The organism is Negativibacillus massiliensis, from assembly GCF_900148495.1.
Classification (GTDB): domain Bacteria; phylum Bacillota; class Clostridia; order Oscillospirales; family Ruminococcaceae; genus Negativibacillus; species Negativibacillus massiliensis.
Map to the genome: position 1 here is coordinate 582,436 of NZ_FTRU01000008.1, position 24,873 is coordinate 607,308.

Genomic DNA, 24,873 nt, shown 5'->3' on the forward strand with positions numbered 1-24,873 from the left:
AAAATCACCTGCTTTTTTTGTGCAGTCGATTTTACTGTTCTTAAACCAAAACAAGGAAAAAGCAAGATTTCAACTTATGTTAATCAGGTGGTTCTGTGATATAATAAGAAAAATCAAATGGAGGTGAAGGTAATGAAAGACGGTACAATACACCGACGAGTGCTTGATTATGCATACACAGACATCGCAACGCTGTACCGAGATTTTCATATTTCCGAGCAGGGATACACAGAAAAACAGGTGGAAGAAAGCCGTACACAATATGGAAGCAATATTCTGTCGGGAAGGGCATCGGATACGGTGCTTTATCGACTGCGCAGAGCTTTTGTCAATCCGTTTGCCATCATTCTGCTAATACTGGCAAGCATTTCCTTTGTGACCGATGTTCTTCTTGCGTCCAATTTTAGTCGTAACATGACAACGGTCATTATTATTTTATCGATGCTGCTCATTAGCGGTGTTGTTCGCTTTATGCAGGAATTGCGGGCAAAATCTGTTGCAGACCATCTGACAGGAATGATTGCCTCCAGCATATTGGTGCGCCGAAACAATAAGTGGGTTGGACTTTCTTCAACCGAGCTTGTGGTCGGCGACCAGGTGCGGCTTCTGGCAGGGGATCGTGTTCCGGCAGATATTCGGCTGACCACAGCGGATGACCTGTTTGTTTCGCAGTCGGTGATTACAGGAGAAAGTGCAATCTTAGAAAAGAACACGGATGTGCTTGCACAGGAGAAAGCTCGTTCCTATGGCGAATATACTAATATCGCTTTTATGGGTTCTGCGGTTATTGGTGGTACAGCAGAAGGCGTTGTGCTTGCAGTGGGGAAGGATACTGTATATGGCGGCTTTTCTGGGACGCAGTCAAGCGAAAAAAATGGTTTTGATCAGGGTGCGGGTTCCATTGCGTGGGTGCTTATCCGGTTCATGACGATTTTAATTCCGGTTGTTTTTGTTGCCTGTGGTATTACGCAGGGAGATTGGTTTTCTGCATTTTTGTTTGCACTTTCCGTTGCGGTTGGATTGACCCCAGAAATGCTTCCGATGGTAATTAACGCCTGCCTTGCAAAGGGAAGCGCCATTATGGGCAGCAAACAGACGGTGGTGAAAAACATAAATGCCATGCAAGGATTTGGCAGCATGGATATTTTGTGTGTGGATAAGACCGGTACTCTGACCGGAGACAGCCTGATTCTGGAATATTACATGGATATTCTCGGGAATGAAAGCCAGGCTGTCCTGGATTTAGCTTATCTGAATAGCCTTTACCATACAGGGGTCAGCAATCATCTGGATGCAGCAATTCTCAGGTATCAGGAAATGCCGGGGAAAGCTGGGCACTTTCAGGAGCTTGAAAAGATGCATCCAAAGCTCGATGAGCTGCCGTTTAATCATGAACGAAAGTTTGCAAGTGTTCTGGTTAAGGGAAAAGAAAAGAATTTGCTTATCATCAAGGGAAGTGTGGACGAAGTCTGCCGCCGATGCGGGTTCGTTGAATATAAAGGTAACCGCAATGTTATGGAAGAGGATGGGCTTGCCAGCGTTCATGCCGTTGTGGATGAGATGACAGAAGATGGCATGAAGGTGCTGGCGGTAGCATACAAGGAACTGGGACAGGATTATCTGGACACCAAGGATGAACAAAACTTTGTCCTGTTGGGATATCTGGCATTTTTTGATGCACCAAAACAGACCGCTGCGGCAGCCATCAGCAAGCTTCAAAAACTCCATGTTGGAATACGGGTGCTGACCGGAGATCAGGAAAGTGTGGCAATCTCTATCTGCCGTAGACTGGGCATCGATACAGCGGAGACTCTGACCGGTGCTCAGCTGGAAATTTTAAGCGATGATGAGGCTCCAATCAAAATTGAACGCACCACCGTATTTTCTGAACTTTCACCAAAGCAGAAGGCTCAGATTGTACAGACTCTGCAATCAAATGGACACACGGTAGGATTTTTGGGGGACGGGATGAACGATCTTCCTGCTGTTGTTGAGTCGGATGTAGGAATCTCGGTGGATACAGCAGCAGAGGCTGTCCGGGAAGGAGCAGATGTGATCCTGCTCAAAAAGGATCTGAATGTTCTGGAAGAAGGAATCAAAGAAGGACGAAAAGCCTTTGCCAATGTATCAAAATATATCAGAATTACAGCATCTTCTAACTTCGGCAACATCTTTTCGATTGTTGTTGCCAGTGTGTTTCTGCCATTTTTTCCCATGACCTCAGTACAGCTCTTGTTATTAAACCTGCTTTACGATATGCTGTGTCTTGTTTTGCCATGGGATAATGTGGATGAGGAAATCTGTGCCCGTCCGTTGGAATGGTCGGGCAGAACGCTGGGACGTTTTATGCGTTTTTTCGGGCCAATCAGCTCATTTTTTGATATCATAACATTTTCTTACCTGTTTTTTGTCCTTTGTCCGTCGGTCTGTGGGGGAAATTTTGCAGCCTTAGCCGAGGGTGGACAGCTGCGATTTATTGCAGTATTTCAGACCGGATGGTTTTTGGAATCGATGTGGACACAGGTGCTGATTTTGCATCTGCTGCGTACCCAGAAGGTTCCCATGCTGCAAAGCAGACCTTCCCGTCCGGTGATGGTTGTCACGATGCTGGGAATTTTATTTTTCACCATCCTGACCTTTACGCCAGTGGGAACGTTGATTGGTTTGACCGCTTTGCCACTGAGTTATTTTGGCTTTTTGGTCGTGATCGTTTTACTTTATCTGTTGTTTGTTACATTAGCAAAAGGCAGATATCTTAAAAAATATCATGAACTGCTTTGAGAGGAGGGATCTTAGATGAAAAAGAATATTGGCTTTGTCAGTCTGGATTCCTGCCTTACAGAGTGGCTTTTGGAGAAGCTGCGCCTTTCGGCTCCAGATACACCGGCAGCAAAGGAATTGCAGGAAGGACTTTCGGAGCTGATGAATGGAACGACAAGTTCCCTGATGGTAGAGATGGGGGAAATTAGTCCGAAAACGTTTCTGGGAGATGTCATTCATTGTGGAGCACTTTCCATTGATCTGCGGCTGCGGCGGGTAATACGGGATGGAAAAGAGATTGCATTGACACCAAAGGAATTTGATATCCTGTATTTTTTGGCGCGCAACCGCGGAGAGGTGTTTACCAAAGAACAGATTTATCAAGCGGTGTGGGAAAGTGATTATCTTCTGGATGACAGCAACATCATGGCATTTATCCGAAAACTCAGAAAGAAGATTGAACCAAATCCGGATGCACCGGAGTATATCCTGACCATCTGGGGAATCGGATATAAGTTTAACGATAAAACAGAATAAAACTCTCCTTACCAAATCGCAAGGAAATCGCAAGGTTTTGACCATGTGAATTTCCTTGCGATTTTTGTATGCTATAAAAGGTCGATGGGAGGTGGCTTACATGATATACACCAGCTTTCTGTTCCGAATCTTTTTATCTTTATTGCTTGGCTTTTTAATCGGCTTGGAACGACAGCTTACCGGTCATCCGGCAGGAATCCGAATCAATGTTTTGATTTGTATGGGAACCAGTTTTTTTACTCTGTTTCCAATGCTTTACGGGTCGGATCAGATGTTTCGTGTCGGGAGCAGCATCATATCCGGTGTCGGATTTTTGTGCAGCGGGGTAATCTTCAAAGATAGTGGTTCTGTACGAGGAATGAATACAGCCGCCACTCTTTGGTGCACCGCAGCAATCGGAATTCTTTCCAGCACAGGAATGTATGCGATGGCGATTTCTGCTGCTGCAATCCTTATCACCTCTAATTTGATTCTACGTCCGTTGGCAAGAAAGTTAAACCCCATCATGGATGGAGACGAAATGGAAAAGCAATACCGAATTTCGGTTATTTGCCAGCAGGAAGCGGAGAGGGATGTTCGTCTGCTGCTGATTAACAGTAATCCTTGCAAGACGCTGTACCTCAACCACCTGGAAAGCTGCGATGTTGTGGGAAACAAGGTTGAAATTATTGCAGGATATTGCTCCTTTGGAAAAACAAAAAATAATATTCTGGAGGGCATTGTTGGACGGATGCTGTCAATTGCAGAAGTAAGCAGTGCGGCGTGGGAGGTGCTGTGAATGAGGAAAAGGATAAAAAACGATAAAATAATGTTCTTTTTGTTTTTATACACAGCCTTTACTTTGATATGCAGTTTAAGCTGCATGCTTTTGCAACAGGAAGTACTGTATGAGCTTTGGTATCTGGTAACGCTGACAATCTGGATTTTCTTTGCAGTGATGTCGCTGATGCTGATGATACAGCTATTAAAGCTAAAAAATATCAGAAACAATTTAACAAACAGAAAGGAATGAGGACAATGAACTACACCTGCATTTTCTTTGGATGTCTTTTTATCGCGATGGGACTTATTTTTGCCTTTGGTAAAGGGCACATCCACCTTAAGGCATGGAAAAATATGCCGCAGAAGGAAAAGGACAAAATCGATATTCTGCCGCTTTGCCGCAATATTGGCGAGGTGATTATGTTAAATGGAATCCTGTTTTTGACCAAAGGAATGTGGTCAGGATTTCGCGATCACTGGTTTATGTGTGCAATGGTTGCCTGGTTTATCGTCGCTGGCCTGGATGTTTGGTATATCTCAAAGGGCCACCGATATGATCATCCATAAATTTTTATCTGATTGAGTAAAGGAAGGTGAATGGCATGGACTCTGATGGCAGTCCACCAAGGCACAGGCGCGCATGGGGCCGGAGATTCCGTGCCATTTTTTCTGCGTGCTGTCTGCCTCTATAACAACATCGGGAGGTTTTAGCAATGAACAGAAAAGAAAATCGAATTGCTGCACGTCAGGCAGCAGAAAAAGCAATGATTCGAGAAGAACAAAACCGTCGTATGGAGCATGCGGCAAAAAGCAGCATCAAGGATGTTTTGAAAGAACATCAGGCTGCACTGTGTGGATTGGATGAACAGGCAGTGAGTGAGAGCCGCAGTAAATACGGCAGCAACAAGGTGACACATGAGAAAAAACAGCCTTTGCTGAAGCGTCTGGCTGGAGCATTTGTAAATCCTTTTACGGTTATTTTGTTTTGTCTGGCAATCGTGTCCACAATGACCGATATGGTATTCCCATATTTTTCCCTGTTTGGCAGTGTGCCGGAAGACTTTGACTGCCTGACCGTAGTGATTATTCTGACCATGGTTATCATTTCCGGAACACTTCGGTTTGTACAGGAATCCAGAAGCGGAAATGCTGCCGAAAAGTTGCTGGCGATGATTACTACTACCTGTACTGTTACCCGCAAAGGTCAGGAAAAAACAGAAATTCCGATGGATGACCTGGTGGTTGGAGACATTGTACATCTGTCCGCAGGAGATATGATTCCGGCTGATGTACGAATTCTGGAAGCGAAGGATTTATTTGTCAGCCAGGCAAGCCTTACCGGAGAAAGTGAGCCTGTCGAAAAGGTACCTTTTGCCAGTGCAGCAAAAGAGAGCGTTACCGATTACAATAACATTGCGTTTATGGGCAGCAATGTGGTTTCGGGAAGTGCATCCGCAGTTGTAGTTTGTGTCGGAGACAACACATTGTTTGGCTCCATGGCATCTGCAGTAGCGGGAGAAGCGGTGGAAACCAGCTTTACTAAGGGAGTCAACGCAGTTTCTTGGGTTTTGATCCGCTTTATGCTGGTAATGGTTCCGCTGGTATTCTTTATTAATGGCATCACAAAAGGGGATTGGCTGGATGCATTCCTGTTTGGTATCTCCATTGCAGTTGGACTGACTCCTGAAATGCTTCCGATGATCGTGACGACCTGTCTTGCAAAGGGCGCAGTCTCGATGAGCAAGAAACAGACCATCGTGAAAAATTTAAACTCCATCCAAAATTTTGGTGCGATGGATATTTTATGTACGGATAAAACCGGAACACTTACTCAGGATAGAGTTGTTTTGGAGTACCATCTGAATGTAAACGGAAAGGATGATACCCGTGTACTGCGCCATGCGTACCTCAATAGCTACTTCCAGACAGGATACAAAAATCTGATGGATCTGGCGATTATCCACAAGACTGAGGAGGCAGAGGCAGAGGACCCTAAGTTAATCGACCTGTCTGAAAACTATGTAAAGGTAGATGAAATTCCATTTGATTTTACCCGCCGCCGTCTTAGCACAGTGGTGCAGGACAAAAACGGCAAAACTCAGATGGTGACAAAAGGTGCGGTAGAGGAGATGCTTTCCATCTGTTCCTTTGCAGAATGTGATGGAGGGGTACAACCCCTGACCGATGAGGTGCGCCGCCGTATCCTGCATACAGTGGATGAACTCAACGATAAGGGATTTCGCGTCCTTGCCATTGCACAGAAGAGCAATCCTTCTCCGGTAGGTGCTTTTGGGGTAAAGGATGAATGCGAGATGGTGCTGATCGGTTATCTTGCTTTCCTTGATCCACCAAAGGAGTCCACAGCAGATGCAATCAAAGCACTGAAACATTACGGTGTTACCACCAAAATTCTGACCGGTGACAATGATAAGGTAACACGTACCATCTGCAAACAGGTAGGAATGAAGGTGCGCAACATGCTGCTGGGTTCTGATGTGGAGAAAATGAGCGATGCCCAGCTTGCACAAGCAGCAGAATCCACCGATGTATTTGCAAAGCTCACACCGGACCAGAAGGCACGTGTAGTTTCGGTTCTGAGGGAAAATGGTCATACCGTTGGATTTATGGGGGATGGCATCAATGATGCAGCTGCCATGAAAGCTGCCGATATCGGAATCTCGGTAGATACTGCGGTGGATGTAGCCAAGGAATCAGCTGATATTATCCTGTTGGAAAAGGATCTGATGGTTCTGGAACAGGGCATTATCGAGGGACGCAAAACCTATGCCAATATGATTAAATATATCAAGATGACAGCATCCTCAAACTTTGGAAATATGTTCTCGGTTTTGGCTGCATCAGCTCTGCTTCCGTTTTTGCCAATGATGAGTGTGCATTTGATTTTCCTCAACCTTATCTACGACCTGTCCTGTACCGCTATTCCGTGGGATAATGTGGACGAGGAATTTATCACCAAACCACGCAAATGGGATGCATCCAGTGTCGGCAGCTTTATGATCTGGATTGGCCCTACCAGTTCCATCTTTGATTTTACCACCTACATTTTTATGTATTTTGTTTTCTGCCCGCTGTTTGTATCCGGTGGTGTATTGTATAACGATTTGGCAAATCACTATCAGGGTGCTCAGCTTGCTCAGATGCAGCAGGCATATATGGGAATGTTCCAGGCAGGATGGTTTGTGGAGTCGATGTGGAGCCAGACACTTGTTATCCATATGATCCGCACACCAAAACTTCCATTTATTCAAAGCCGCGCTTCTGCTTCTCTGACCCTGCTGACCTTAAGCGGTATTACCGCGCTCACCATCATTCCATTTACACCATTTGGGGCAATGTTGGGATTCGTAGCACTTCCTGTTTCTTATTTTGCATATCTGATTCCATGTATCCTGCTTTATATGGTGCTTGCAACCAGCCTGAAAAAGGCGTATGTACGTCACTATGGAGAGCTGCTTTAAAAGGAGGAGATTTTGATGAACTGGGCTAAAATTTGGATGAATCTGTTTGGAACAACAGAATTCTTGGGAATTGATATGGGATTTTGGGTAGCGATGGCAGTCGTTTTGCTGATCGTGATTTTGATGAATGTTGTATTCTGGAGCATGAAGCCTAAAGTGAGAATACACCAAAATCCACAAAATATCACAGAATAAAAAATACCATAAAACAGCCAGCGTCTAAATGACTCTGGCTGTTTTTGCTTATATTAGGAGAAAAATAGATGAGGGTGTTACCATAAGGGTAAATTGTTTAGATGAAAAGAGAAATATAATGGAAATAGCTTTACCGATTATGGTATAATGAAAAAGCAATTTTTACTAAAATCGATTTTTATTAATGTGAGGAGCTTTTTATGCTGTCCATTATAATCTGTGATGACGATCAAACAATCAATCATCAGTTACTTCCGATAATTCAACAATATCTTGAACAAAAGAAAATACCGGCAGCAATTCAGCAATATACCGATGCAAAAAAGCTTTTGGAAGATATGCCGCTTTTTGATATCATGTTTTTGGATGTCGAGATGCCAGAAGAAAACGGAATTGAAGTAGCAAAAGCATTTCGGAAGCAGTCAAATTGGGGACAGATTATCTATCTTACCAACTATGCACAGTATGCCCAAACGGCATATTCTGTGCATCCTTTTGGATATCTGACAAAGCCGATTGATGAGGAAAATATCAACAAAATTCTGGAAGAAGCGCTGGAGTATCTGGAAAAGAAATCACCCCACCATCAGTTTGGTGTGATGACAGACACCGGGATAAAACATGTTGCTGTGGAAGATATCTACTATTTTGAGACTTACGAACGAAAGATACGAATGATCTGTAAAGACGGCAAATACGTGTTTAAAGGTACGATAGAAGATGTTTATCAAAAGATTGACCGGTCAATGTTTGCCTGTCCGCATCAGAGCTTTTTGATTAATTTTTTCCATGTTGATTGTCTGAAAGGATATGACATTTTTGTTGATAACGGAGATATGATACCATTATCACAAAAGAGAAGTGTCGAGTTTAAGAAAAAATATTATGATTTTCTGGAAAATACTTACTATATGATCTAACAAAAGGGGATGAGTAAGATTGTCATTCTAAAAATACTGATTTCTGTATTCTTGCCGGTGCTCACTGTCGCGGGAATATCCAGTTATTTTATGGATCAGGTATATGGACGCAGGGATCAATATCGGAAGGAAATCTTTCTTCTGTTGTGGACTATTTTTGTATCGGGTTATATTCTGATTATTTCCCGGAACAGAAATCCTATCTGGATGACCCTGTTTGGATTTACTTCTATCCAGATCATTTCCTGCTTTTATAAGCCATATAAAAATAAGTTGGTCTACACCACCTTTTTTTACCTGTATCTGGTAATTTTGGACGCACTCTCGCTGCCGATTGTATCATTGATTTTTGGGATGGGAAAAAAACAGGTAGAGTATAGCGATGCGTTCACCCTTTGTCTGCCATTGGTCAGCAGTGGATTAATGATAGTGACAATACGATGGATTGTTCGGTATATCAACCGCAATCAATTTGAAAAAGGCAGATGGAACATTCATGCCGTGTTTTTCTTTACCGTTTTCATAGAGATTGGTTTGATAATCTATAGTATCTTTTTATCAGAAAACGCTCTGGTCAGTCAGGAGGTTCTGTTTGTAATCCTGATTCTTTTTCTTGTGTTTGACCTGCTTGGAATATACCTGTACCACATTCTTCAGGTTGAGGAACAGTTGCATCAGCAGCTAGCTTTGTCCAGACAAAAAGATGAGCTGGAATATCTGTATCTGCAGCGTCTCCAAAAGCAGCAAGAAAGGTCGCGAAAAATACTGCACGACATGAAAAACCACATTTTGGCGATAGAACGTTTGAGCATAGGCGAAAATGGTGAGGCATCGGAATATGTAAAGCAGGTGATAGAGAGCATTGACAAAACAAGCTTTCGATTTCAAACAAACAGTAAGATCATTACCACTTTGGTAAACAGTAAGATGGAACAGACAGAGAAGAGCAAAATCCTTTTTCGTGCAGAAGTGCAGGATTTGGAATTTGATTTTATCAGTGATTTGGACTGGGTCATCATTCTGGGAAATATCCTCGACAACGCCATTGAGGCGTGCCAGCAGGTGAAAGAGGGGGAAAGAAAGATAGAGCTGTTTATCCATCAGTATAAAAAGATGCTGGTGATTCGGCTGGAAAACAGTATGGGAGAAAAGCCGGATTTTCAAAATGGAAAAATCCGTTCGCATAAAAAAGAGCATTTTGGGATAGGATTATCCAATGTTCAGGAAACAGTTAAAAAATATGGCGGCGATTTTGAAACAGAATTTAACGACACCCAATTTAAAACAAGGATTGTGATTCCGGTAGGTGAGAAGATAGGACATCTTACCAGTACAAAATAAATATCAAGCAGCAAAACAAAAACGACAGCAAAGCAGTAAGCTTGCTGTCGTTTTGCTAGTTTATACTGAGAAAGAAATCTTTCTAGGATGTAATGGGATATAAAACTTTAGTACAGAATTCCCTGGAAAACCCCTTCACGGTCAAGGTTATATTTCAGACTGTAATCGATATCGTCGCGCATGTACCATTTTCCGCGGGTAAAATCAGGAATCATAACCGGAGCACTGCCTTTGAGAATGGATTCCTCGGACAAAGCGGTAATAGCCATGTAGGCAGCGGTATCATAAACATCGATTGGTGGGCGTTTTCCGGATGTCATCGCTTCTAGAAATGCACTGATTACCAGATAATCCATACCATCATGACCACCAGTTGGATGGTAATTTTCCCAGACAGGATGGGTGTATTTTTCCTCGTACTGTTCTGCATTTCCCCACAGTCCTTTTGCGTTAAACTCAAAGTCGTGGTGTTCACTGTCCAGAAAAATGCTGTCACTGTCCTCAAAATAAGCCCCTTTTGTTCCACGAACGGTGAATCCGCGGGAGTAGCTTCGCGGCAGTGTGGTGTCAAGCTGAAGAGTGATGGTCTGACCTTTGGCACACTTGATTACGGTTGTGACAACATCTCCCTGCAAAAATTCAGCCTGTGCCAGAGGGCTTTCCGGGCCTCTTTTTTGCAGGATATACTCATGCAGACCTTTGGCACAGGATGCAGTGGAGGTCAGGGAAACCATACGGTTGCCGTTGTTGATGTCAAGCAGCTTTGCAATCGGACCCAGTTCATGAGTCGGATAGTTTTCGCAGTTTCGATTGAGATAGTTTCTCAGGCGGTAATGGCGATACTCCTTGCCTCCGGAGACCTCATCACGCAGGTCGTGCATGTATCCGCCCGAACAGTGGACGATTTCTCCAAACAATCCTGTTCGAACCATGTTGAGAACCATCAATTCCCGGCGGCCATAACAGCAGTTTTCCAACAGCATGACAGGAGTTTTAGTCTGCTCATAGGTGTCCACCAGTTTCCAGCAGTCCTCAATGGTATAAGCGCCGCCAACTTCCAGACCGACATATTTGCCTGCTTTCATCGCTTCCACAGCCAGTTCGATATGAGCTTCCCAGCTGGATGCGATGATGACGCCCTGAATTTCCGGATTTTGCAGAACCTCATGCTGATCTTTTGCTTCTATCGGGTGTTTTCCTGTCTTTTTGAAGATGAGTTTGGAAGCTCGCTGGACACGGTCTGCATAAGGATCGTATATTGCAGCAATTTCCATATTATATTCCTGCAGTGCAGGCAGGATTGCATTTTTGATTAAGCTTTGTCCTCTGGCACCCAGGCCAAGTACACCTATTTTCATTTTGTTACCCTCCATTTTTTAGATGTGGTCTTATTGTACCATATCATCATGAATCTGAAAACCAGAAATATTTTATTGGTGTGGATACAGCAAAAATAAAACGACAGCAAAACATCACTGGATAGTTTTGCTGTCGCGGATAGAAACTTTATCAGATAGTTACCTGGGAGAGAGATTCTGGTACTTCTTTGAGTTTATGTCGGAGAAATCTCCAGAACAGTAGAGTCAAAAGGGTACCTTTGCAGACACTGGAGATGGAAAGGCTCCACCAGATACCATCCAGACCTAAACTGGTAGAAGAAAGAATCAAAGCTGCCGGGATTCTTGCAGCAGTGAATACAATGCCTACGATCGATGGCGGCAAGGTTTTGCCAAAGCCACAGTATGCTCCTGTGTTGACACCTTCCCAGCACATGAACATCTGGGAGAATCCCAAAATGGTCAGATAGCTGATTCCCATTGGAACAACGTCCGGTTCAGTGATAAACAGCTGGAACAGCCAGCCGCCGCACAGAATCAAAAGCAGTGAACAGAAAATTCCCCAAACCGTCATGGATATCATAGCAGCTCGATATCCCCTTCCGGCACGACTAAAGTTGTGTGCACCATAGTTTTGTGCGACAAAGCTGTTGATGGCAACCGAAAAACCATCGGAGATCATCCAGGAGACGGACTCAATCTGTGAGCCGACCTTTTGTACTGCCACAGCAGCATCTCCAAAACTTGCAACCTGCCGCGCAATTACCATTGAAATCAGAGGGAAAATACAGTTTTGAAGAGCAGAAGGTAATCCCAGTTTCACGATAGAAACGCAGCATTCTTTGTCCATCTTTCCGAACAACCGAACATAGCAGAACAGGTGGTCATCTCTGCGAATATACAGCAAGAATAAGATGGAAACCAACCATTGTGCAATGGTTGTTGCCCAAGCAGCTCCGGCAGCCTTCATGGAAGGAATCGGACCTAAACCAAAAATCAGCAGAGGATCCAACACAATGTTAAAGACCAGACCAATCGTCATGAAATAAAAAGGAGTACGGCTGTTTCCAGTGGTAGTAATCAGAGCGGTAAACATTTGATTGAGAAAGCTTGCCAGAATACCCAGGCTGACGATGCTCAGATATTGAACGGCAGATTCCACTACAGCTGGATCATTCAGCCTGAAAAAACCAATCAGCGGACGGCAGGCAATCAACATGACAGCGCTGTATCCTATCGAAAGAAGCGCTCCCATTTGAATTGCATTTTGAGCATATTTTCCCGCTTCCTCCGGATCTCCTGCTCCCAGTTTTTGTGCGGTATGTACCTGACCCCCCATTCTGGAAAGAACGGTGAATCCATTGGATAACCACATCAATAGTCCCGCTGTTCCAACAGCAGCAACGGCACCGGAGCCCAATTTACCAATCCATACCATATCGACCAGATTGTAAGCCATCTGGATGAGGGCAGTTCCCATGATAGGCAGCGCCAGCTGAACCAGCGTTGTCATAATATTTCCTTGCAGTAAATCTACTCGTTTTGCCATAATACGTATCCTTTCTGCACTCGATTTTGTTTGCACTCCAGTATAGCACATTTTAGAAACGGTCACAAGTAGCATATGGCAAAAATATATCCCGATGCAGATAATTGATTTGGTAAAAAAGGATCGGTTTTCTGTATGCTTTTTTAATGATACTGCAATTTGTGACAAAACAGGCTGTGCAAAACAGCACAGCCTGTTTTTAAAAATATAAAAATGAAAGGAAAAAATAATAATATGATTCCTCACATACTGCTTTTAGATTTTATCATCACTCTGACAAGTGCAGAGTATGACACGATTTATTCAAAGTAAAACGATAAAATCCATAGAAGACAGCAGACATTGCAGCGACAACCAGCAGACAAACGCTTAATGACATGCGTTCATTTTGATCCAGCACCATATCGCCGCCGTTTGCAAGCAGGATCAAAGTATAGAATCCCAGCATCAGTACCGTACCAATCAAAATCGGAGAGAAGAACACCCGCTTAATTTGTCCTTGGGCTGTCTTTTTCAGGTAGCGATTGGATGCACCTAACTTGCGAAGATCTTCATAAACCCATGCATTGGAAAGCATCAGTGTCTGACTGCGGGTATAGAGGATTACACCGACTGCACCAAAGCAGAGAATGGCAACAAACACAAACAGCAGCAGGAATACAGCAAAATTGGAGAGGAAATTTCCATCATCCAATGCCTGGAATTTTGGCATGTACAGCCAGTAGAGCTGAAAATCGCTGGTGTCTGGTTGGCTCAGGTCGATGACAGGAAGGTTTAATTCTTCTACCTGATCGCCCCGGTATTCTTCGCCAGCCTTATGCGCATTCATCCGGCTGATTCGGTCATATCCGTCAAAGACAGCAGTTTCTGGTCCGGAGTGCGCCACAATGCTGTGCAGCAGTGCTTTGGAAAAAGCATAGCTGTCATTTTCTGCGTTAAAGAGCACCTGAACTTCCTGCCAGTCGGGAGTAAGTCCCTGTATGATGGAGGTATAGTCTTCGTCAGTGAGGACAAAGGTATCCTGAAACAGCTCGCTCGGCAGAGGTTCCGGAAGGGTTGTAACAGAAAGCTGCTGCATGGTAACCGGATTGGTCACAAGGGAAATGTCTAAAATATCCCCGTAATAATCAAGCGTTGCAGCACATTCTCCCGGCTGGAGCACAAGGTCATCACCGGTGAGAGCGTTCCAGGAAGACACGGAGAAGAATCGGTGCTCCAAAAAGGCTTCCCGGTATTCTTTGGTGTAGGTCGTGCCCAGCGGTCCTTCGGTTTCCACCTCAGCTTCACCATCGATTGCCAGAGAGGCAGACGGCATTTCTACATAATCTATGACCTTCGCTCCGAAGTCCGAAGCCAACTCTTCAATCTCGGACTTTGTGATCATGTCTTGATCGGCGCGATAGAAAAACTGATAGTTGACAGGTCGATTCTCAATTTCTGCACGGCCGGGAACAATCATCATTGGAGTGTAAAAGGATGCAAAGTAAGCTCCCGCAACCAATACGGTGACAACCAGCATATTGCGGACGGTCTGTCTTCCCTGAAACTGCATCATACCGCTTTCGATCAGGTGGGTGTATCGGTTTTTACCCCGATGCCAGCCACCCACAACGGTATAGAGCAGCACCCAGTAAAGTCCGATCAGAGCTGGCAGATAAAACGGTGCGGTGAAAATAGCTGGTGCGTACCAGTGCAGCACTCGTACACAAAAGCTTGGGACAAAATATCCCAACAGGCAGCCGATTGCAATCATCAGGATACCGCCCCAGCCGTACCATTGGGGAACTGCACGAACCGGTTCCGCGCGGTGACTTTCCTGAATGATGTCCAGCACGTTGACCCGCGCAAGAAAGCGCTTCTGCATCACAAGCAGCATAATCAAAACGAACAAGAGGAAGGCAAGGGGAATCAGGTAAGCCCGCAGATCGAAGATCAGAGCCATTTCCGGGGTATCGACCAGTGATAAGCGGAAGAGTGACCAGATGAGCCAGCACAGAGGTGTCCCCAGAATTAAGCCGGCTCCGCAGGAAGCTACAGCAAGCTGGATGACCTTGCGGCGCAGCTGCTGACCTAGGGTTTTGCGGCTGAGTCCAAGTGCCAGAAAAACGCCGGTTTCTCTGGATTTGTAGCGGAAAAACAACCCAGACGCATAGACCGAAAAAGCAGCGCAACCGATGACTGCCAGAATAAAAATCATCATGACCTGTTTGCGGGAGTCACCGCCCTGTGGCAGGGTGTTCTGCACGGTCGGAGAGTACATCATCATGCAAAACGCAGTGATCAGCAGACTTCCAAAAAACAGGCAGCCGGAAAGCAGTTTGTACTGTCCCTTGCCGTTCTTGCGCAGGGCAGAAAATACAGCACGAATGTCTTTCATTCTCCCTTCACCTCGCTTAATTCGCGGATAGCATCCAGCAAAGCGTCCTGGAAAGTGCGGCGCTCCTGATTTCCACGCACCAGTGTTTTTCGAACATTTCCATCTTTAAGGATGACAACTCTGTCGCAGAAGCTGGCAGCAAAGGAATCGTGGGTCACCATAAAGATGGTAGCGGAAAGCTCATTTTTAGCCCGCAGGAAAGCATCAATAACAGCCTGTGCGGATTTGGAGTCCAGATTGCCGGTCGGTTCGTCGGCAAGAATCAGCTCCGGATTGTTGATGAGAGCGCGGGCAACAGCAGTGCGCTGTTTTTCACCGCCGGATACGTCCGCAGGATATTTGTTTTTGATGTGTGAGATTCCGAACAGGTCGCACAGCAGGTCAGCACTTTTTTCCATAGAGGTGGATATTTTTCCACCGATGATGCGGGGCAGCATGATGTTGTCCCGAATGGTCAGTCCGTCCAGCAGTAAAAAGTCCTGAAAAACAAAGCCGAGTTTTTCGTTTCGGACATGAGCCATACTTTCCTCGTCGAGCGTTGCGAGATTGGTGTCACCCAATTCGATTTTCCCCGAATCGGATGGGATGTAGCAGGAAATGCAGTTGAGCAGGGTGGATTTGCCGGAACCGGAAGGCCCCATGACACCTACAAATTCCCCCTTTTGTACTTCCAGAGAGACTCCCTTGAGTACCTCGTATTTTTCGTTGCCTACCTTGTAGGACTTATGAAGATTCTGCACAGATAACATGGTATCGCCCCTTTCTTTGATTCCACAATACCACCGCATAACTCTGGTTGCAAATGGGGGTGTCATCTTTGGCAGCGATGATGTAAAACTTGAAAACGTCATGTAATAAATAGCACGTTTGATGTAAAGTTTTGTTTTGATAATCTAAGCTGCTATGATATAATAAATGGCAAAACAAGCAAAAGAAAGGAGCAGTTTTTGTGCTCTCGATTGGAATTTGTGATGACAGCCAGGACAACCGGCAAAGCTTAAGATGGCTTTTGGAAAGCATCCTGGAAGGAAAAAATATCGAACATACTATCTTTGAATTTTCATCTGGTGAAACTCTCCTGCAATGGGATCAAAAACATCCTAACGAAATCGATCTCCTGTTTTTGGATATTGAAATGGGCAGTGTAAACGGTATGGAGACAGCCAGTCAACTGCGGGAAAAACACAGTGCACTGCAAATCGTGTTTGTCACCGGATTTTCGGATTATGTCTTTGATGGCTATCGTGTGGGGGCGTTAGGGTACTTGATGAAGCCTGCTAAACGCGACCAGCTGGAAGAAATTCTTTCCCGTTTTTTGGTCAAACTCTGTCAGGACGCGCAGGAGGTGTACTCCTGCCGGGATGGTGACAGCTGGTTTCGTATCCCGCACAAGGAAATCCTGTACTTCGAGTCGGATCGGCGCAAGGTAAACTGTGTTACCAAAGACCGAACTTACAGCTTTTATGGCAAGCTCGATGAGGTGGCTCAGGAGCTGGAGGGAGCGGGATTTGTCCGCATCCATCAGCGCTATCTGGTGCGTTCTGCTGCAATTCGGCAGCTGTGCGGCAACGAGGTGCAGGTGGGTGACACCACTTTGCCAATCAGCCGCAGCTACCATGCGTCCGCACTGCTTGCGCTGACCAGAACAACACTGGAGGGGTGATTTTCATGCAGAATGCCTTTCTGTTTTTTCTTGGTCCATATATACTTTTTGTTCTGCTGAGCGGATTTTTTCTGTATTACACCTCTCTGCGCTTTACAGAAGTAAAGCCGATTTGGTGGGCGAAGGTTATGCTCTTTTCTGCTATGACGCTTTCCAGCGGAATGGTAATTTGGATTGGAGACAACAACTTTGCGATGACCTTTCCGTTTTATATTGCTGCTTTTTTCTTTGCGACCAAAGGGGATTGGCTGGGAAGGCTGACAATAGGTGGAATCTTCTATTGTTTCATCATGTCAGTTTGTGCGATATCCAACACCTATCTGATACCGCTGGATCGCCTCGGGCTGTACGATATGGTGTCGCGCATAGTGCGGCCGGTTATCTTTGGAATCTTTTACCTGACACTGCACCGTCAGCTCAAACAGCAAGCGGTTTGTCTGCCGCACCGATTGTGGAAACTTTGTGCCGGATTAACCTTGTTGCCTTTGGTCACGTTATCGGTTCTGATTCTGCCAGCCTACTGGATGCCGGATTCCATTCTGATTGAAAACCTGACCTTGTTTCAGGGAATGTTCATCCTGCCGCTGTCCCTGATTTCTTCCGTAGTGCTGCTGCACAGCATCCTGATTTTGGCAGATTATGAGCAAAAAGCGCAGGCTGCCGCCCTTGCAGAGATGCGCGAAGTATATTATCAAAGTTTGCAGAAAGAGCAGACACAGGTGCGAACCCTGCGGCACGATCTGCGCAATCATCTGAACACGGTACTGGGACTTTTGGAAGAAAAGGAAACTCAAAAAGCACAGGAATATCTTGCGAAGCTCACCGATTCTCCCGTTTTGCGGCGTTCCCGCCGGCTTTGTGACAATGAGATTGTCAATGTGGTGCTGACATCCAAATGCGAGGAAATGGAACGTTTGGATATTGGTGCAGACATCAAAATTTCGCTTCCCGAACAGCTGCCCTTTGCGGACACCGATCTGTGTGCGCTGTTTGGCAACGCATTGGACAATGCCATTGATGCGACAAAAAGGGCAAAAAATAAAAAGATCACCCTTCGATGCAAGGTTGAGTACGGAATGTTCATGCTGCTGATTCAAAATCCTTTGGCAGGGGATGAGCATGAGGATTTGAGCACCACCAAAAAAGATAAAGCGCTGCATGGGTTTGGTCTGAATGGAATGCGTGAGATCGTAACGAGGTATGGTGGTATCTTTGATGCCGGAAAAAAGGAAAATCAGTTTGAGCTGATCCTAAATATGCCGCTGCAATAAAACACAAAACCCGCATCTGATGCAAAATCGATGCGGGTTTTATTTCGGTTTATTTTATTATCATTGCGGATAATGGGGTAAGAAAAGGCATTTAAAAGGAAAAGTCATCGCCAAAATATTCTTTGATTTCATATAATACGGTGCTAAGACATTCCTCATCATTGATAGCCTTACACAAATAAAGAGCTTGAAGATAATAATCTTTACTTTTGTCATCTTCTCCTAAAAAATGATAACATTCTGCAATCCCAGCAATTATAGAAGGCAGCATGCGGTATTGTTTATGTTGTACACAAGCTTTCCAGCCAATCTCGGCGATTTCAATTGCTTCGGTATAACGCCCCACCAGATCCAGTTCTCTTACATAGTTGAATGCGACAAGAGAAAACAAACTACCAAACTGTCCGGTATTTTGAAAATGATTTTCGATGTATGCTAGTAATTGACGGTAGATATCAATTGCCTTTTCTCGTTGTTCTAATTGAGAATAAATAAGAGCAATCTGATTGATTACCTTGACTTCGTCAACGCTGTAAAGACCGTCACAAATCGCATCAATATTAAAGTTTGGTGAGGTCAGCCGAATAGCTTCAAAGAGCATATCCAATTTTTCATCATTTGTGTAGGGGACAATCTGTCCATTTTCTATTTTTCCAAGCAAAACTTTGGAACGCAGAATAAATTGACGAATCGGCCGGTCGTCCGGATCGGCAATCTTTTCCAGTTCTTCGATTTTCGGCAAACCCCTTTGCGGGTCCCGAAACACATTGCTGGAAACGATTTCTGTTTGAAGATCGGAAATCAGCATTTCATTTTTGCTGACAATTGCATAGTAACGTTCGTCTGGTAATCCCAAACGCTGCAACAACACTTTTAGTTGGTTTAAACTGGGTGTTTGCTTTCCAGATTCAATACGGCACATGGTTGTGGGTTCACAAATCCCTTGGCAAAGTTCGTTTTGTTTTAACCCAAGTTCCATTCTTCTTTGCCGTATCATTTCCCCAATAAAAAAGCTTTTCATGATAAACCTCATATAAAATCTTGTTTTTTCTAACAACTTAATGTAAGGGTAGCAAAAATATTTGAAATTACTAAAACGAATTTTTAAATATTCTTAAAACAGAAAAATCTTCTGTGATTTTAGCCTTAGAATGGAAAATCAAGATAAAAACAGCAAAACAATTGAAAAAGAAAAAACAAACACTGAAATTTTTTATCAGGGTATGTTATAATAAAGTCGTCACATTATGCAGCAAATGAAATTCCTTGGAAATGAGGTTATACTATGATTTTTTATTTTTCGGGAACCGGAAACTCTCGATGGGTCGCAAAACAACTTGCTTACCTTTTGGGAGATCAAACCTGTGATATCACCGCGCTGACTGAAATGCCGGATATTAAGAAGGAAAAACAGATTGGATTTGTCTTTCCCGTCTATGCATGGGGAGCTCCCGAACCGATGGAAGCCTTTGCCATGAAATTACCGAAGACCGGTGCATTTTCTTTTGGAGTTTGTACCTGTGGAGAAGAAGCTGGCATGGCAATGAAGCAGTTTTCCAAGCACTACCCGCTGGACAGCAGTTACAGTCTGGTGATGCCAAACAACTACATTGTCGGCACAGATACCGACGATGAAGCGAAGATTCATGCGAAAATCAATGCTGCCAGAAAAGAATTGCAGAAGATTTCCGGTGAGATTTTACAGCGCAAAAAGGTTTATCGTGTGGAGGAAGGCTCTCTTGCTGGTTTAAAATCGAGCCTTGTTAACTTTGGATTTAACAGATTTGCCCGCAGCACAAAATCGTTTTATGCGACAAGTCTTTGCAACGCGTGCGGACTATGTGCAAAAAATTGTCCAGCACATACCATTACGATGCTCAATAACCTTCCAAACTGGGGAACTCGGTGCTATCAGTGTCTGCGCTGCATCAACGAATGTCCAAAGCAGGCCATCCAGTACGGCAAAGGTACCGAAGGCAGACGCCGCTACACCATCCAGAATTACCTGCCGCAGGACGAACAATAGTTCCAAATGGTAGCAGGAAAATGATGCGGCTGATTTCTAATGTACTGCAATCGTAAATGAAAAGGAGAACGAAAATTTGGACATTTTATCCATTGCAATTTTAATTTTTATCATCATGGAATCGATGAACGTTGCCATCCTTTATTTTTGGCCCGGCAGTCAGATCGGAAATGGAGTTGGGGTGTTTGATGCGTTTCATCACAGCGAAAGCGAAGAACAAAAATTGTTTACCTCCTATCTAGTCAACTGGGTAGCGGGAGTAAAGCTGATCTTTATTTTTCTGCTGGCGGTGATTTTGCTTGTTGGCACTGAAACTCTGAGAATGTGGGCGGTGGTAGCGATGATTCTGTCGATTGCCACCTACTTCTGGCGGCTGCATCCTACCATTAAAAAGCTGGATGCCATGGGATGTATCACGCCCAAAGGCTACTCCAAAGCATTGGGTTGGATGATTTCCGGCTTTATGGGAATGTTTACTCTGGCACTGATCGTGCATATCATAACAAAGGTGATGTAAGCATGAAAACACAACAAAAATCTGTACATAAAAAGCTGATAAGAGCTTTTTATTGTGCTGTTGCTGCTGGCAATCTTAGCCGGGGCCTTTTTCTGGTATGTGTCCGATTACTATCGGGCCGAGGATGTAGCTCTTGAAGTGCTGGCACAAAACGACGGTATCGTAACACAGGATAATTTGACCATCCTGTCTCCATCCTACCAAAGCGATACGGCGATTATCTTTTATCCCGGTGCCAAGGTAGAAGCGGAAGCTTACCTGCCGCTGCTCGACCAGATTCGTCAGACCGGTATTACCTGCATTCTGGTGGATATGCCGTTTCACATGGCAATTTTTGATTCGGATGCGGCAGAAGATGTTATGACACAGTTTCCGGAGATAGAACACTGGTATCTTGCCGGACATTCGATGGGCGGTGCTATGGCATCAAAGTTTGCCGCAGAACATCCCAATGAGGTGAACGGGTTGATCTTGATGGGAGCCTATATTTACGGAGATTATCCTGACGAGGATACCCTGACCATCTACGGCTCTTTAAACCAAAGTGTGGAAGACCACATCGACTACACCGAAAATATTGTGGAGATCGAAGGCGGAAATCACGCGCAGTTTGGAAATTACGGTTTGCAAAAGGGTGATCCTCCGGCTGAAATTTCCGCAGAGGAGCAGCAGAAACAAACAGTCGAAGCAATTGAGGCCTTTTTGGAAGAGCGCAATCCGGCAAATTCATAAAGAGAAAAAAGAGCGAAGGTATGCTTCATGAGCACCCTTTGCTCTTTTTAGTTAGGATAAAATGTAAGAAGGAGATTTTCTTCTACCTTGGGATGTGGTACAATAAAATTAAAATTTCGAAAAGTAAGGAGAAGACGATGCGATTATTGTTTAATATGGATGCAAACAACTATGACAAAAACGGACGGGCATTTGTTCGCCACTCCGCTCGATGCATTACCATCCAAAATGGCAGGGTGGCGATGGTACATAGCATGAAATATGACTACTATAAATTCCCAGGCGGCGGCATTGAGGAGAACGAAACAAAGGTTCAGGCACTCATTCGCGAAACCGAGGAAGAGGCGGGGCTTGTTATTATTCCGGAATCGATTCGGGAATTTGGTTATGTCCATCGTGTTGAAAAGAGCGATCACATGGATGCAGATTATTTTGTGCAGGATAATTTCTATTATCTGTGTGAGGTGCAGAAAGCCAAGACGAGCCAGAAACTTGACGATTATGAAGCGGACGAGCATTTTACCCTTGAATGGGTGGAACCAGACAAAGCTATCGTGGTAAACCGAACGGTTGACCATGGTCCAAAGGAACAGAACATGCTCGAACGAGAGGCAAGGGTGTTGGAAATTTTGAAGGCAGAAGGGTATTTAAAGTAATATAACATATAATTTTTTCTTATCCACAAATACAAAAAAGATAAACACTGCAACGTAAAAAGCGGCTGTCTGAAAAATTTGTTTTCAGACAGCCGCTTTTGCATCAGTATAAATTATTGTCCTGTATTTTAATTTAAGGGATTTAAGATGTGGTCAAACTCGTCGATCATAGATTGTAAAGTGATGCTTTCCATTGTTTCTTTAATCGAGTCCTCAATTTTGTTGTAAGGAGTTTGCAATACCTTGCGGATGTTCTGCGCTACTGGGCATGGACGGTCCTGACAGGGATGAATCCCAATCAGAGAAGCAAGTCCATCTGGTTCTAATGCAGTATAGATCTGATATAGTGTGATCTGGGAAGGGTCTGCACACAATTCTGCACCGCCGGTTCCCCGCGGAACGGTGATGATGCCTGCCTTTTTTAAAGAACTGATAATGTTGCGGATGATAACGGGATTACATCCGGTACTTTTAGCGAGGAGATTACTGGTCACTTTTGCAGTTCCCTTAGCTTCATGGATGAATATCAAGCAATGAACTGCAATGGAGCATTTCATACTGATTTGCATAATATATCCTTTCAATAAAAAGTGAATGATATTTTCAATAGATGTAACTCTTGACATTACATCTATTGGGTGTTAAACTGTAAACGATGTAAATTTAATTATTACATCATTTATTGTATCGAGATTCCCGGAAAGTTTCAAGAGAAATCGATATAAAAATAAAAAATCTGCAAAGAGATTATGGGTGATACAGCAGGAAATGAATGTTGACGGGATTATGAGATATGGAAAATGAGCGTTCAATGAGATGTGTCAGGAGATTAAGGAGGAATTGCATATGAAAATTTATGAGATTTGTTTTAGCCCGACAGGAGGAACAAAAAAGGTTTCATCACTTTTGACCTCTACACTGGAAGGGGAGACCGTTTTAGTTGATCTAACAAGCAATCAGGCAGATTTTCACAACATTGCGCTGACAAAAGAGGATGTTGCAGTGATTTCGGTTCCGTCCTATGCAGGCCGTGTTCCGGCAGTTGCTGCTGAAAGACTGGCTATGATAGATGGTCATGGAGCTCGGGCAGTTTTAGTTTGTGTCTATGGAAATCGCGCCTATGAGGATACATTGGTGGAATTACAGGATGTTGCAAAACAGGCAGGTTTTTGTGTAACAGCAGCCGTAGCTGCAATTGCAGAACATTCCATCGCACGACAGTTTGCTGCCGGTAGACCGGATACACAAGATGCTCAGCAACTGTCTGAATTTGCAAAACAGATTCAAACAAAACTTTCTGCTGAGGATACTGAAGAACCTACTATCCCAGGCAACCGTCCTTATAAAAATGCGGGAGGAGTTGGCATGATTCCAAAACCGACCAGAGAATGTACACAATGCGGCATATGCGCAAAAGAGTGTCCTGTTCAGGCAATCGATAAGGATAATCCTAAAAAAGTCGATGACAAGGCGTGCATTTCCTGCATGAGATGTGTTTCGGTATGCCCACATAAGGCGCGTCGGGTAAATCCTGTTATGTTGTCTGCGGCTGGCCTGGCACTTAAAAAAGTATGTTCGGACCGAAAAGAGTGTGAGTTATTTATATAGGCAAACAGATGTGACAGTGGCTTTTATAAGCCGCTGTCATTTTTTGTTTCATAGATTTGAAAGTGTTTCATGCCGGGTTGGATATCCGGCGTTTATTTTTGATTTCGGAAACAAAAAGTTTAAAAATAAAGGTAAAGCGTAGTAAATCAGTGGGAAAAGCAGTTATACTTACTATAATGGTAACGAGACTAAATGAAAAGCACAACATCATTTTTACATGATTTTAAGTTTGTGGGTTTATTAATCTGTCCATCAGGGAAATGGAGGATAAGAGAATCTATCACAAGAAAGGACAAGAGCGGATGAACAGAGAAAAACTGAATGAACAGCTGTTTGATGTTTTTCTTGCAGAGGCATTGCGGCAGATTGAAGAGGAAGAACTTCAAAAATCAGAAAAACTTTTTGAAGAACACAAGACGGGGGATTATGTCCCATCCAAACGATTTGCGAGGAGAATCAAACGAGCTTACCGGATGTATGCTATCAAACGTTCTTTAAGAAGTTGGACAATACGGCGGGCAGTGAGTATTTTGCTGATAGTGGTGATGATATCAGGAAGTCTGATCTTTCTGGCAGAAGCAAATGGCTTTTCTCTTTATGAAACAATCTTTTTGAGAGAGGAGCGCTATACCTCGATCCAAACATACAAACAGATTATTGCAGAGGATCACGAAGAATCAATGGAATATTTTTATTTTCCTAAGTATATTCCGGTTGGGTTTGAGGTTATTGAAACAATTTCAGACAAAGAAATACAATATATTAGTTTTGAAAAAGAGTCAAAATATTTTTGTATTTCTCAATGGGTTAATTCAACCGATATAAAGACTCGAATAGATACTGAAAATGCTAAAACAGTAAAAATAATAATAAAGGATAATGAGGGCTTTTACAGTGAGAAAGAAGGAAAACAATCGATTTACTTAAATACAGGTAGAATATCAATCAATATTTATGGCAATATTGGAAAGAAGGAACTATTCAGAATGGCAGAAAATTTGGAACTAAAGGATCGATAAAAAAGAATACTCCCATGATTGACAGTTATATCGATTCTACAAATAGAAAAAAGGGGCGGCAGCATTCAGCTGTCGCCCCTTTTTATTATCATAGAAAACAAAATATCAAGAAACTAACCGATAT

22 protein-coding genes are annotated in these 24,873 nt (G+C 43.8%); 16 read left to right on the top strand and 6 right to left on the bottom strand.

The window, feature by feature from the left end; all coding sequences use genetic code 11:
* Positions 1-132: 132 nt before the first annotated feature.
* The 8 genes from mgtA (BQ5375_RS08765) to BQ5375_RS08805 all read left to right on the top strand — a co-directional run bounded on the left by mgtA (BQ5375_RS08765) (position 133) and on the right by BQ5375_RS08805 (position 9,994).
* The gene (mgtA, locus tag BQ5375_RS08765) at positions 133-2,781 is read left to right on the top strand and encodes a magnesium-translocating P-type ATPase (RefSeq protein WP_022132227.1); all 2,649 of its coding nucleotides are present in this window, start codon (positions 133-135) and stop codon (positions 2,779-2,781) included.
* A gap of 15 nt (positions 2,782-2,796) precedes the next feature.
* Positions 2,797-3,297, top strand: a complete 501-nt coding sequence (locus BQ5375_RS08770) for a winged helix-turn-helix domain-containing protein (RefSeq protein ID WP_022132228.1) — start codon at positions 2,797-2,799, stop codon at positions 3,295-3,297.
* A 100-nt stretch (positions 3,298-3,397) separates the two neighbouring features.
* Positions 3,398-4,075 carry an MgtC/SapB family protein gene (locus tag BQ5375_RS08775; protein ID WP_022132229.1) on the top strand — a complete coding sequence of 226 codons (678 nt, stop codon included), beginning with the start codon at positions 3,398-3,400 and terminating at the stop codon, positions 4,073-4,075.
* A 239-nt stretch (positions 4,076-4,314) separates the two neighbouring features.
* A complete protein-coding gene (locus BQ5375_RS08785; protein ID WP_022132231.1) occupies positions 4,315-4,626 on the top strand; it encodes a DUF3784 domain-containing protein in 312 nt (103 codons plus the stop codon).
* Between the two features lie 146 nt (positions 4,627-4,772).
* The gene (gene mgtA / locus BQ5375_RS08790) at positions 4,773-7,538 is read left to right on the top strand and encodes a magnesium-translocating P-type ATPase (protein ID WP_022132232.1); all 2,766 of its coding nucleotides are present in this window, start codon (positions 4,773-4,775) and stop codon (positions 7,536-7,538) included.
* A gap of 15 nt (positions 7,539-7,553) precedes the next feature.
* A complete protein-coding gene (locus tag BQ5375_RS08795) occupies positions 7,554-7,733 on the top strand; it encodes a hypothetical protein (protein WP_022132233.1) in 180 nt (59 codons plus the stop codon).
* A 200-nt stretch (positions 7,734-7,933) separates the two neighbouring features.
* Positions 7,934-8,653 carry a LytR/AlgR family response regulator transcription factor gene (locus BQ5375_RS08800; protein WP_022132234.1) on the top strand — a complete coding sequence of 240 codons (720 nt, stop codon included), beginning with the start codon at positions 7,934-7,936 and terminating at the stop codon, positions 8,651-8,653.
* Between the two features lie 9 nt (positions 8,654-8,662).
* On the top strand, positions 8,663-9,994 hold the full coding sequence (locus tag BQ5375_RS08805; RefSeq protein WP_022132235.1) for a sensor histidine kinase: 1,332 nt from the start codon (positions 8,663-8,665) through the stop codon (positions 9,992-9,994).
* Positions 9,995-10,101: 107 nt separating this feature from the next.
* On the opposite strand, the gene BQ5375_RS08810 is transcribed toward BQ5375_RS08805, so the two are convergent.
* The 4 genes from BQ5375_RS08810 to BQ5375_RS08825 form a co-directional block, all read right to left on the bottom strand.
* The gene (locus BQ5375_RS08810) at positions 10,102-11,352 is read right to left on the bottom strand and encodes a Gfo/Idh/MocA family protein (protein WP_022132236.1); all 1,251 of its coding nucleotides are present in this window, start codon (positions 11,350-11,352) and stop codon (positions 10,102-10,104) included.
* Positions 11,353-11,503: 151 nt separating this feature from the next.
* Positions 11,504-12,880, bottom strand: a complete 1,377-nt coding sequence (locus BQ5375_RS08815) for an MATE family efflux transporter (RefSeq protein WP_022132237.1) — start codon at positions 12,878-12,880, stop codon at positions 11,504-11,506.
* Between the two features lie 268 nt (positions 12,881-13,148).
* Positions 13,149-15,257, bottom strand: a complete 2,109-nt coding sequence (locus BQ5375_RS08820) for an FtsX-like permease family protein (RefSeq protein WP_022132238.1) — start codon at positions 15,255-15,257, stop codon at positions 13,149-13,151.
* A complete protein-coding gene (locus tag BQ5375_RS08825; protein WP_022132239.1) occupies positions 15,254-16,006 on the bottom strand; it encodes an ABC transporter ATP-binding protein in 753 nt (250 codons plus the stop codon). Before BQ5375_RS08825 ends, BQ5375_RS08820 begins: the two co-directional genes overlap by 4 nt.
* Before the next feature lie 200 nt (positions 16,007-16,206).
* On the opposite strand from BQ5375_RS08825, the gene BQ5375_RS08830 reads away from it, so the two are divergent.
* Positions 16,207-16,920: a LytR/AlgR family response regulator transcription factor gene (locus BQ5375_RS08830; protein WP_022132240.1), complete on the top strand. Its 714-nt coding sequence runs from the start codon at positions 16,207-16,209 to the stop codon at positions 16,918-16,920.
* 5 nt (positions 16,921-16,925) lie between these two features.
* Positions 16,926-18,191 (top strand): sensor histidine kinase, encoded by a 1,266-nt coding sequence (locus BQ5375_RS08835; RefSeq protein WP_022132241.1) that lies wholly within the window; start codon positions 16,926-16,928, stop codon positions 18,189-18,191.
* 91 nt (positions 18,192-18,282) lie between these two features.
* Here BQ5375_RS08835 and BQ5375_RS08840 read toward each other — a convergent pair whose 3' ends face one another.
* Positions 18,283-19,212 carry a helix-turn-helix transcriptional regulator gene (locus tag BQ5375_RS08840; protein WP_076917730.1) on the bottom strand — a complete coding sequence of 310 codons (930 nt, stop codon included), beginning with the start codon at positions 19,210-19,212 and terminating at the stop codon, positions 18,283-18,285.
* A 264-nt stretch (positions 19,213-19,476) separates the two neighbouring features.
* Here BQ5375_RS08840 and BQ5375_RS08845 point away from each other — a divergent pair, with 264 nt between their 5' ends.
* From BQ5375_RS08845 to BQ5375_RS08860, 4 genes are all read left to right on the top strand, one after another.
* Positions 19,477-20,217, top strand: coding sequence for an EFR1 family ferrodoxin (locus tag BQ5375_RS08845; protein ID WP_076917731.1), 741 nt, complete (start codon positions 19,477-19,479; stop codon positions 20,215-20,217).
* Between the two features lie 76 nt (positions 20,218-20,293).
* Positions 20,294-20,734 carry a hypothetical protein gene (locus BQ5375_RS08850; protein ID WP_022132244.1) on the top strand — a complete coding sequence of 147 codons (441 nt, stop codon included), beginning with the start codon at positions 20,294-20,296 and terminating at the stop codon, positions 20,732-20,734.
* 54 nt (positions 20,735-20,788) lie between these two features.
* Positions 20,789-21,466, top strand: coding sequence for an alpha/beta fold hydrolase (locus BQ5375_RS08855; RefSeq protein WP_235849991.1), 678 nt, complete (start codon positions 20,789-20,791; stop codon positions 21,464-21,466).
* Positions 21,467-21,603: 137 nt separating this feature from the next.
* A complete protein-coding gene (locus BQ5375_RS08860) occupies positions 21,604-22,122 on the top strand; it encodes an NUDIX hydrolase (RefSeq protein ID WP_076917733.1) in 519 nt (172 codons plus the stop codon).
* Between the two features lie 128 nt (positions 22,123-22,250).
* Here BQ5375_RS08860 and BQ5375_RS08865 read toward each other — a convergent pair whose 3' ends face one another.
* Positions 22,251-22,691 (bottom strand): Rrf2 family transcriptional regulator, encoded by a 441-nt coding sequence (locus tag BQ5375_RS08865; RefSeq protein ID WP_076917734.1) that lies wholly within the window; start codon positions 22,689-22,691, stop codon positions 22,251-22,253.
* Between the two features lie 277 nt (positions 22,692-22,968).
* On the opposite strand from BQ5375_RS08865, the gene BQ5375_RS08870 reads away from it, so the two are divergent.
* On the top strand, positions 22,969-23,730 hold the full coding sequence (locus BQ5375_RS08870) for a 4Fe-4S binding protein (RefSeq protein WP_022132248.1): 762 nt from the start codon (positions 22,969-22,971) through the stop codon (positions 23,728-23,730).
* A 302-nt stretch (positions 23,731-24,032) separates the two neighbouring features.
* Positions 24,033-24,749 (top strand): DUF4367 domain-containing protein, encoded by a 717-nt coding sequence (locus BQ5375_RS08875; protein ID WP_022132249.1) that lies wholly within the window; start codon positions 24,033-24,035, stop codon positions 24,747-24,749.
* Positions 24,750-24,873 lie beyond the last annotated feature (124 nt).